This window comes from Sorangium sp. So ce321 (assembly GCF_051530195.1).
Lineage (GTDB): Bacteria > Myxococcota_A > Polyangia > Polyangiales > Polyangiaceae > Sorangium.
This window is the reverse complement of the sequence record NZ_CP150329.1, coordinates 2,151,484-2,161,546: the sequence shown is the minus strand read 5'-3', so window position 1 is coordinate 2,161,546 and position 10,063 is coordinate 2,151,484. Positions and strand designations below refer to the sequence as shown.

General features: G+C 71.5%; 8 protein-coding genes. 4 read left to right on the top strand and 4 right to left on the bottom strand.

Annotated features, from left to right (window positions below; genetic code table 11):
• Positions 1-85 precede the first annotated feature (85 nt).
• The gene (locus WME89_RS08370) at positions 86-1,429 is read left to right on the top strand and encodes a type VI secretion system Vgr family protein (protein ID WP_438008699.1); all 1,344 of its coding nucleotides are present in this window, start codon (positions 86-88) and stop codon (positions 1,427-1,429) included.
• Positions 1,430-1,511: 82 nt separating this feature from the next.
• On the opposite strand, the gene WME89_RS08365 is transcribed toward WME89_RS08370, so the two are convergent.
• Both WME89_RS08365 and WME89_RS08360 read right to left on the bottom strand, forming a co-directional pair.
• Positions 1,512-2,078, bottom strand: coding sequence for a Uma2 family endonuclease (locus WME89_RS08365; protein WP_437624597.1), 567 nt, complete (start codon positions 2,076-2,078; stop codon positions 1,512-1,514).
• Positions 2,079-2,113: 35 nt separating this feature from the next.
• Positions 2,114-2,581, bottom strand: a complete 468-nt coding sequence (locus WME89_RS08360) for a VOC family protein (RefSeq protein WP_438008698.1) — start codon at positions 2,579-2,581, stop codon at positions 2,114-2,116.
• A 233-nt stretch (positions 2,582-2,814) separates the two neighbouring features.
• Here WME89_RS08360 and gpmI point away from each other — a divergent pair, with 233 nt between their 5' ends.
• Together gpmI and WME89_RS08350 are read left to right on the top strand one after the other, a co-directional pair.
• Entirely contained in the window at positions 2,815-4,443 is a 1,629-nt protein-coding gene (gene gpmI / locus WME89_RS08355; RefSeq protein WP_438008697.1) for a 2,3-bisphosphoglycerate-independent phosphoglycerate mutase, read from the top strand.
• Between the two features lie 3 nt (positions 4,444-4,446).
• On the top strand, positions 4,447-5,910 hold the full coding sequence (locus WME89_RS08350; protein ID WP_438008696.1) for a serine/threonine protein kinase: 1,464 nt from the start codon (positions 4,447-4,449) through the stop codon (positions 5,908-5,910).
• An 18-nt stretch (positions 5,911-5,928) separates the two neighbouring features.
• Here the strand turns inward: WME89_RS08350 and WME89_RS08345 are convergent, their stop codons facing one another.
• Together WME89_RS08345 and WME89_RS08340 are read right to left on the bottom strand one after the other, a co-directional pair.
• Complete coding sequence (locus WME89_RS08345; protein ID WP_438008695.1) at positions 5,929-6,417, bottom strand: YkgJ family cysteine cluster protein; 489 nt, start codon at positions 6,415-6,417, stop codon at positions 5,929-5,931.
• Positions 6,369-7,385 (bottom strand): peptidylprolyl isomerase, encoded by a 1,017-nt coding sequence (locus tag WME89_RS08340; RefSeq protein WP_438008694.1) that lies wholly within the window; start codon positions 7,383-7,385, stop codon positions 6,369-6,371. The genes WME89_RS08345 and WME89_RS08340 overlap by 49 nt, the downstream gene beginning before the upstream one ends.
• Positions 7,386-7,779: 394 nt before the next feature.
• Here WME89_RS08340 and WME89_RS08335 point away from each other — a divergent pair, with 394 nt between their 5' ends.
• Positions 7,780-10,008, top strand: coding sequence for an NADP-dependent isocitrate dehydrogenase (locus WME89_RS08335; protein WP_438008693.1), 2,229 nt, complete (start codon positions 7,780-7,782; stop codon positions 10,006-10,008).
• Positions 10,009-10,063: the final 55 nt, after the last annotated feature.

Sequence of the window (10,063 nt, the reverse complement as noted above, 5' to 3'; positions counted from 1 at the left end):
ACGCCGCAAGACGCCACGGCCGCGCGGTTCGAGCCGGCTGCCGGACGGGGTACGCTGAGCCCACCTCGAACGGGAGAGCAGCACCGTGAACGACGTCGACTTCGCCTTTGCCTGGGAAGGCGCCTCGGAGGGAGCCGGGCCCTGGCGACACCTGCAGGTCGTCGAGCTCCGCGGCAGCGACGCCATCTCGAGCCTGTACCGCCACGAGCTGGTGCTGGTCGCCCACGAGCCAGCGCCCGAGGTGGACCCGGAAGAGCTCATCGGGACCCGGGCGACCCTGCGCGTGACGACGCGCTCCGAGCCGGCCTACCGCGTGGTGCACGGGATCATCACCGAGGCGGAAGAGCTCGGGCCGATCTACGACGGCATGCTCTACCGCGTCGTGCTCTCGCCGCCGCTCGCGCGCTCGATGCACCGCTCCCGCTGCCGGATCTTCCTCGAGAAGACGACGCGCCAGATCATCGACGCCGTGCTCCAGGGCGACTCCTCGCTGCACCGCGACGACGGCGCCGCGCTCGAGCCCGACGGGGGCGACGCGCTCGCCTTCCAGCCGGCGCGGGAGCTCTACGCGTGGCGGGTGACGGACCCCACCCGCATCGACGACGTGGCCACGCGGCCCTACTGCGTGCAGTACAACGAGAGCGACCTCGCGTTCGTGTCGCGCCTGCTCGAGGAAGAGGGCATCAGCTACCACTTCGAGCACGGCGACAGGGCGTGCCTGCTCGTCCTCGCCGACGCGGACAGCGGCCGGGCGCGCCTCGCCCCGTTCACCCCGCTCGGCCCGGGGCTGCTCGGCCGCGAGATAGCGACGATGAAGCTCGGCGCGCGCCTCCGCCCCCGGCGGGTGTCGCTGGTCGACTACAACTGGAAGAAGCCGGCGCTCGACATGAAGGTGTCGACGTCGGGCCAGCCAGACGGCGAGGACCTCGTCGACCACGAGTACCCGGGGCGCTACCCGGACACGCCCGAGCAGGGGCGGCCGCTCGCCCAGGCGAAGCTCGATCGGCTGACCGTGGAGGCGAGCTACGCCGTCGGCGAGGGCACGGCGCGGCTGCTCGGCGCGGGCAGCGTGTTCGCGCTGGATCACCCGGCGTCGCGGTACGACGGCGAGTACCTGGTGACGCGGGTGGAGTCGCGCGGCGAGCAGCAGGGCGCGCTGCCGCCGGAGCTCGCGGCGCGCTTCGCGCTGCAGGGCGTGCCGTTCACGGCGCGCTTCGAGTGCGCGCGCCGCGGCAAGAACGGCAGCGTCGCCGAGTCGCGCTTCCGGCCGGCGCGCGTCACGCCGAAGCCGCGCGTCCAGGGGACGCAGACGGCGTTCGTCACCGCGGAGCCGAGCGGCAGCTCCACGGTAGCGTGGTTGTCGGGCGGGAGGATGGCGGCGGGCCGGTCGTCGACGTCCACGATCTGGCGCCTCCGGTTGAAGGCGTAGAGCCGGCGCGTTCTACCGCTCGTCCCCGCGGCTGCCCGCTAGCTCTCCGCCGCTCCTGCGCTCTTCCTGCGCTATTCCTGCGCTACTCCTGCCAGAGAACGCCGAGCTCGATCTCCACCGCGTCGAACGGCGCCGCGCGCACGGTGACCTCGCCCTCCCACGCGCCCGCGCGCGCGAACCGCCCCGCTTCGCTGCGGTAGACCTCGAGCAGCCGGAGCCGCGGGTCGATGAGCCAGTAGTGCGCCACGTGCTCGCGCGCGTAGATCTCCATCTTGTCGCGTCGATCGAGCGCCTCGGTGGACGGCGAGATCACCTCGCACACCCAGTCGGGCGCGAGGAAGATGGCCGCGTTCCGCATCGGGATCTGCGGCATCCGGTCGCGGCGCCACGCGGCGATGTCGGGGATGACGATGTCCGGATCGATGCCGAGGTGCAGCTCGGGCTCGACGAGCAGCGCCCACCGCCCGGGCCCCTTGATGCCCCGGCGGAACGGCAGGTAGAGCTCGCCGGCGAGCACCGAGGTGACGTTGCGGCACGACAGCGACGGCCGCGGGGTCGCGTGGAGCACGCCGTTCAGGATCTCGGCCACCTGGTTCGGCGGCGTGTCAAGCACATCCTGGTACGTGGCGCGACGAGCGCTGTCGGACATGGGCGGATGTTAGCACGCACGCCGTACGCCGCGGCTCACGTCGCGAAGATCTGGCTCGTATCCCTGAATGATTTGAACTCCAGCGCATGACCGCTGGGATCGACGACGAAGAGCGTCGCCTGCTCGCCGGGCTCGCCGACGAAGCGGATGTGCGGCTCGATCAGGAACTGCACCCCGAGCCCGCGGAGGCGCTCGACCAGCGCGTGCCAGGCGCGCCACTCGAGGATGGCGCCGAAGTGGCGCACCGGCACGTCCTTGCCGTCGACCGGATTCGTGGGGAGGCCGGCGCCGGCCTCATCGACGCGGGCCTCACCGACGCGGGCCTCACCGACGCGGGTCTCGTCGACCAGATGCGCCGAGATCTGGTGGCCGAAGAAGTCGAAGTCGATCCACCGCGCGGCCTCGCGCCCGACGCGGCAGCCCAGCACGTCGACGTAGAAGCGGCGGGTCGCCTCGAGGTCCGAGACCGGGAAGGCGAGGTGGAACGGCGGAGCCTGGCTCATCGAGGTCCTCCCATGCGGCGTCCGCCATCGTAGGGGAGGCCGCGGGCGCGGGACAGCCCCCGCTGCCGCCCGCCGCCTCCCCTCCCCTGCGATGGCGGACGCCGCGCGCCGGGGGCCACGCCCCGCGTCGCTCGGCCCCGCGGGTGCGCGGACGCGCGGACGTCAGAGGAGGGGTCGAAATTCCCTGAGCTGCCCCCCCCGATCGCCGCGGCTTCGTTGTAGATTCCGCCGCCATGAGCGAAGCCGCACCTTCTCCCAGTCAACGCCCCCGCCCGCTCGTCCTCTGTATCCTCGACGGATTCGGCGAGCGCGAAGAAAAGGACCAGAACGCGATCGCCCTCGCGACGACGCCGCACCTCGACGCGATCAAGCGCGACGCCCAGAAGACGCTGATCGGGACGAGCGGCCCCGACGTCGGCCTGCCGGTGGGGCAGATGGGCAACAGCGAGGTCGGCCACCTGAACTTCGGCGCCGGCAGGATCGCGCTGATGGACATCTCGCGCATCGACGTCGCGATCGCCGAGAACAAGCTCGGCTCGAACCCGATCATCGACAGGGCGTTCCGCATCGCGCAGGACCGCAAGTGCCGGCTGCACCTCTTCGGGCTCGTCTCTGACGGCGGCGTGCACTCGTCGCTCGATCACTTCTTCGCGCTGTTCAAGCTCGCGAAGTTCCACGAGGTCCCCGTCGTCCTGCACGCGTTCCTCGACGGGCGCGACACGGCGCAGAAGAGCGCGTGGGGCTACATCGAGCAGATCGAGCGAGCGCTCGAGGGCGTCGGCGTCATCGGCACCGTCTCGGGCCGGTACTACGCCATGGACCGCGACAAGCGCTGGGACCGCGTGATGAAGGCCTACACGGCGATCGTGCGCGGCGAGGCGCCGCGGGTCGACAGCGCGTACGACGCGATCCAGCAGTCGTACGCCCTCGGCAAGACGGACGAGTTCGTCGAGCCGGTGCGCATCGGCGACTACCAGGGCATCAAGGGCGACTTCATGGCCGACTTCGCCGCGCAGGACTCGAAGTGGGAGTGGTGGGGAGAGGAGGTCGGCCTCGCCGTCAACTTCAGGCCCGATCGCATGCGAGAGATCTCGGCGATGCTCACGCGGCGGAACCTGCCGCCCGAGGTCCTCGAGTTCCTCACGGACCGCGGCAAGCCGGTCCACGCCTTCCAGGAGCACTGCTACAGCTGCATGACCGAGTACGACGCGGCGCTGAAGCTGCCGGTCGCGTTCCCGAAGGACGAGATCACCCAGTCGTTCCCCGAGGTGATCTCCGGCGCCGGGCTCACGCAGCTCCGGTGCGCGGAGACCGAGAAGTACGCGCACGTCACGTACTTCTTCAACGGCGGGCGCGAGGAGAGCTTCCAGGGCGAGGACCGGAAGCTCGTGCCCTCGCCGCGCGACGTCGCCACCTACGACCAGAAGCCCGAGATGAGCGCGGCGGGCGTGGCGAGCGAGGTCGTGGCCGCGATCAAGAGCGGGAAGTACGACTTCATCCTGGTGAACTTCGCGAACCCGGACATGGTCGGGCACACGGGCATCCTCGAGGCCGCCATCCACGCCGTCGAGGCGGTCGACAAGGGGCTCGGGGACATCGCGGACGCCGTGCGGGAGGCCGGCGGCGCGCTCATGATCACCGCGGACCACGGCAACTGCGAGCTGATGCAGGACGAGCACGGCAACCCCCACACGGCGCACACGCTCAACCCGGTGCCGTTCTACTACCTGAACCAGCACGACAAGGGCATCGTGCTCCGGTCGGGCGGGCGCATCTGCGACGTGGCGCCGACGATGCTCGAGATCCTCGGCATTCCGCAGCCCGCGGCGATGACGGGGCGCTCGCTCCGCGTTCGACAATAGGAAGTGGTCGCGGCGGAGAGGCAGCTCGGCCCGTACATCCTGCGCGAGGCCGTCTCGGCGCGGGCGCTCACGGTGACGTACCGGGCCGAGCACGCCGAGCTCGGCCGGGCGGCGCTGGTCAAGACGCTGAAGCCCACGGTGTCGGCCGCGAGCGCGTTCGCGGCCGGCCTCGAGCGCGAGGCGAAGATCCTCGCGCGCATCCGGCACCCCAACATCATCGACATCCACGACTTCCAGCGCGACGAGGACCGGATCTGGCTCGTGCTGGAGCCGCTCTCGGGGCCGACGCTGGCGGAGCTGTGCGCGCGCGCGGGCCGGCTCGACGAGGGCGCCGCCGCGGCCATCGCGCTCGAGATCGCGCGCGGCCTCGGGCACGCGCACGAGCGGGGCGTGGTGCACCGCGAGCTGCGCCCCGAGCGCGTGATCGTCACGCCGTCGGGCGGGGTGAAGATCCTCGAGTTCGCGGCGGCGTTCGACGGCCGGCTGCCGTCGCTGCCCGAGCCGTTCGAGGGGAGCGACACGTTCGCGCGGCCCGACTACATGGCGCCGGAGCAGATCCTCGGGGCCGATACAGGCCCGCAGGCCGACGTGTTCACGCTCGGCGTGGTGCTGTTCGAGATGCTCACCGGCGCGCGCCCCTTCGACGAGCCCAGGGCGGAGGCGGAGGAAGGGAACCGGACGTCGAGCGCGTCGAGCGCGGCGCGCGTGTCCCGCGCGCCGCGCGAGCGCGAGGAGGACCGGTGGGCCGAGGGCAGGGCCGTCGCGCACCGCATCCGCAGCGCGCCGCCGCAGCCGCTGCGGGGGCTCGTGCCCGACGTGTCGCGCGGGCTCGAGCGGGTCGTGCTCCGGTGCCTCGAGAAGGACCCGGAGCAGCGCTACGAGAACGGCCGCGCGGTCGCGGACGCCCTGGCCGAGGAGCTCACCGAGCGCGGTCACCCGGCGCCGCGCGCGCTCATCGCGCGGGCGCTCGCGGCGGCGAAGCTCGGCGGGGACGAGCTGCCGCCCGCGCAGCTGCCGTCCGTGCGCCCCGCGGCCGAGCGGCGGAGCGGGCCGTCGCTCGCGCCCGACGTGGGCCGGCTCGCAGGCATCTTCGCGCTGGTCCTCGCGGGCGGCGCGCTCATCGAGCTCGGCCTGCGCCAGAGCGACGCGGCCGCGCCGCCGAGCGCTGAAGCGCGGCAGCCCGCCGCGGGCTTCGAGGAGCGCGGCTACCTGAAGGTGCTCGCCAGGCCGTGGGCGGAGGTCGTCATCGACGGGGAGCTCATCGACGTGACGCCGATGGCGCGGCCGATCCCGCTCCAGGCCGGCCGGCACTTCGTCACGTTCCGGCACCCGAACGCGCCCGAGGAGAAGCGCACGATCTCCGTCTCCACCGGGCAGACGGTCACGCTCGACGTGAGCATGCGGATCGACCGGGCCGTGCTCGACGCGGGCGCGCCGCCGGTGGAGGACAGGGACGCCTCGCCGTGACGGCGAGGCGGGCGGCGCCTACGCCGGGCCGCCGCCCTGCCCCGCGACGCCCCCGCCGCCCGCGCGGCGCCGGAGCGCGTCGAGCGCGATGAGCGGCCGCTCCCGCTTCTCGTGCAGCTCGCCGAGGCACGCGCCGCTGCCGCGCTCGAGCGCGCGGCAGCAGTCGGGCCGCACCTCGTAGATCGAGCAGAGGAACCGGCCGAGCTCCGCGTCGAGCGTGAGCGCGGCGCAGCGGCCATCCTCGATGCGCATGTAGCAGCGGTTGCCGATGAAGTGCGTGAGCCCCCGCGCGCGGTCATCCATGCGATCGTGGTCGCACCCGAAGACCCGGATGTACTCGGGCAGACCCGAGAAACAGCAGGTGCCGCACGCGGTGCACTCGGGGACGACCGCATCGCCGGCGCCGCCCGCGCGCCTCCTGCTCCCCGCGCCCCCCGCGCCCCCCGCGCCCTCGCGCGTCAGAGCCGGACCTCGACGTGCGTCCCGCGCTTCAGCTCGTCCAGCCACTTCACCTTCGCCTTCTGCAGGATCTCGCCCTGCAGCCGCTGCAGGATCTCCGGGCGGGCAGCCTCGAGCGTGGTGAAGCGCGACGGCTGGCGGCTCAGGAGCTTCATCACCACGAACGCGTCGCCCGCGCGCATCGGCCCGGTCATGTCGCCGGGCTCGATCGCCATGAGCGCGGCCTCGAGCTCCGGGGCCATCACCTCGCGCTGGCCGGTCGCCGCTGCCTGCGTCCCCTGGGGCGCGCGGACCCCGAGGTCGCCGCCCTCCTCGCGGGTCGCCGTGTCGTCCGAGAACTGCCGCGCGAGCGCCGCGAAATCCTCGCCCCGCCGCGCGCGATCCGCGATCGCCGCGGCCAGCGCGCGGCGCTCCTCGACCGCCTCGGCGCTCGAGCCGGGCAGGACGCGCAGGACGATCCACGCCGGGTGGTACTCGCGCCGCCGGCGCTCCTCGCGCACGAGCCGATCGAAGGCGGACTGCACGTCCTGCTCGGTGAGGCGCACGCGGCCCTTCACGCGCAGCTGCAGCATCTTGCCCTCGAGGATCTGCCGGCGGATCTCGTCGCGGTACTCCTGCTCGGTGAGCCCGGAGGTCGTCCGCGCCAGCCGGAACAGCTCCTCGACCGTCGTCTGCTCCGCGGCGGCGATGTTCCGGAAGGCGTTCTCGATCTCGTCGGAGGTCACGCGGATGTTGGCCTTCTCGGCCGCCAGGCTCTCGAGCTCCTCGTCCACCATCTTCTGGATGAGCTCGCGCAGGACCTGCGACTCGGCCGCGGCCTGCTGCGCGCCCGGCGGGACGCGCGCCTGGATCTGCAGGAGGAAGGGCCGGGCCCGCTGCCGCAGGTCCGAGAGCAGGATGGCGCGATCGCCCACGACCGCGACGATGCGCTCGCTCACGACCGCGTGGGCGAGCGGGGCCGCGAGGGCGGCGGCGGCGAAGACCCCGGCGAGGGCGAGGCGGAGCGGTGCGCGCATCGGGCGCCTCTACCATTGGACCCCAGCCGGTTCCACGCGTTTCCGGGCCGGCGCGGCCCGGCATGAAGCGGCGCGCCTCCCTCGCGGCGCGCCGCCTGGCCGCCGCGGTCCAGCCTGTTGCCGCAGCGATCCCGGCGCGGTAAGCGGCCCCAACGACAACCTCCCCGGAGCCCACGCATGGACAACCGGTCTCCATGTCGCAGGCCGGCGCGCTGGTCGTGCCGGACAACCCCGTCGTCCCCTTTCATCGAGGGAGACGGGACCGGACCGGACATCTGGCGCGCGAGCCAGCGCGTCTTCGACGCGCGGTCGAGAAGGCGTACGGTGCGACGGGCCCTTGGCGCCGGGCGAAACCTTCCCGACAATCCCGGCCCTTTCAACCCTCGAGGACACAGTGGAAACGCAAAATTCTACCATCATCTACACGAAGACAGACGAGGCGCCGGCCTTGGCCACGTATTCGCTCCTCCCGATCGTCGAGGCGTTCACGAAAGCCGCCGGGGTCCGAGTCGAGACGCGCGACATCTCGCTGGCGGGCCGCATCCTCGCCAGCTTCCCGGAGCGCCTGACGGACAACCAGAAGCTCGGCGACCACCTGGCAGAGCTCGGCGAGCTGGCCAAGACGCCGAACGCCAACATCATCAAGCTGCCCAACATCAGCGCCTCCATCCCGCAGCTCGTGGCCGCCATCAAGGAGCTGCAGCAGCAGGGCTACGCCGTGCCGGACTACCCCTCCGAGGCGAAGACGGAGGAGGAGAAGGCGATCAAGGCACGTTACGCCAAGGTGCTCGGGAGCGCCGTGAACCCCGTCCTGCGCGAGGGCAACAGCGATCGCCGCGCCTCGCCCGCCGTCAAGGAGTACGCCAGGAAGCACCCGCACTCGATGGGCGCGTGGAGCCGTGACTCGAAGAGCCACGTCGCGCACATGTCCGGCGGCGACTTCTACGGCAGCGAGAAGTCGGTCGTGGTGGACAAGGCGCAGGAGCTGAAGATCGAGCTCGTCGCCGGCGGCAAGACGACCGTGCTCAAGCCGAGCGTCAAGGTGCAGGCGGGCGAGGTCGTCGACGCCAGCGTGATGAGCGCCAAGGCCCTTCGCGCGTTCTACGCCGAGCAGGTGGCGGACGCGAAGAAGCAGGGTGTGCTGTTCTCCCTGCACCTCAAGGCCACGATGATGAAGGTCAGCGACCCGATCCTCTTCGGGCACGCCGTCAGCGTGTTTTATGCCGAGGCGCTCGACAAGCACGCGGCCACGCTGGCCAAGGTCGGCTTCGACCCGAACAACGGCATCGGCGACCTGTACAGCAAGATCCAGAGCTTGCCGGCAGACGAGAAGGCGAAGATCGAGGCGGACATCAAGGCCCTCTACGAGCAACGCCCGACGCTGGCCATGGTCGACTCCGACCGCGGCATCACCAACCTGCACGTGCCCTCGGACGTGATCATCGACGCCTCGATGCCGGCGGCCATCCGCTCCAGTGGCAAGATGTACGGCACCGACGGCAAGCTCTACGACACCAAGTTCACGATCCCCGATCGCTCCTACGCCGGCATCTACCAGGCCACGGTCGAGTTCCACAAGCAGCACGGGGCGTTCGACCCGCGCACGATGGGCAGCTCGCCGAACGTGGGGCTCATGGCGCAGGCCGCGGAGGAGTACGGCTCACACGACAAGACCTTCAAGATCGCCGAGAGCGGCACGGTGCGCGTCGTCGACGCCTCCGGCAACGCCCTGCTGGAGCAGGAGGTCGAAGCCGGCGACGTCTTCCGCGCTTGCCAGACGAAGGACATCGCGATCAAGGATTGGGTCAAGCTGGCCGTCACCCGCGCGCGCGCCACGGGCGCCCCGGCGGTGTTCTGGCTCGACGAGAACCGCGCCCACGACAGGAACCTGATCGCCAAGGTCAAGGCCTACCTGTCCGAGCACGACACCAAGGGCCTGGAGCTCCCGATCAAGAGCCCGGTGGAGGCGATGAACTTCACGCTCGGCCGCATGAAGGAGGGCAAGGACACCATCAGCGTCACCGGCAACGTGCTGCGCGACTACCTGACGGACCTGTTCCCGATCCTGGAGCTGGGCACCAGCGCCAAGATGCTCTCCATCGTGCCGCTCCTGGCCGGCGGCGGCCTGTACGAGACCGGCGCCGGCGGCTCGGCGCCGAAGCACGTCCAGCAGCTGCAGAAAGAGAACTACCTGCGCTGGGACTCGCTCGGCGAGTTCCTGGCGCTGCAGGTCTCGATCGAGGACCTCGCCACCAAGACCAACAACGCCAAGGCCAAGGTGCTCGCCAAGGCGCTGGACACGGCGATCGGCCTGTTCCTCGAGAACAACAAGAGCCCGGCGCGCAAGGTCGGCGAGATCGACAACCGCGGCAGCCACTTCTACCTCGCGCTCTACTGGGCGCAGTCCCTCGCCAAGCAGACCGAGGACAAGGAGCTGGCGGCCAAGTTCGGCAAGCTCGCCAGGACCCTGACGGACAACGAGTCCAAGATCGACGGCGAGCTGATCGGCGCGCAGGGTAAACCCGTCGATCTCGGCGGCTACTACCACTTCGACGACCAGAAGACGTTCGCCGCGCTGCGGCCCAGCGCCACGCTGAACGCGGCCATCGACGGCTTCTCCTGAGCCGCGCGGGCCCCCGCCGAGCGCGCACGTGCACACAGGCGACGCGCTCGGCGGC

Coding starts and splice junctions, on each gene's coding strand:
- WME89_RS08365 (WP_437624597.1), bottom strand. CDS start 2,078: ATGTCCGACAGCGCTCGTCGCGCCACGTACCAGGATGTGCTTGACACG.
- WME89_RS08340 (WP_438008694.1), bottom strand. CDS start 7,385: ATGCGCGCACCGCTCCGCCTCGCCCTCGCCGGGGTCTTCGCCGCCGCC.
- gpmI (WP_438008697.1), top strand. CDS start 2,815: ATGAGCGAAGCCGCACCTTCTCCCAGTCAACGCCCCCGCCCGCTCGTC.
- WME89_RS08360 (WP_438008698.1), bottom strand. CDS start 2,581: ATGAGCCAGGCTCCGCCGTTCCACCTCGCCTTCCCGGTCTCGGACCTC.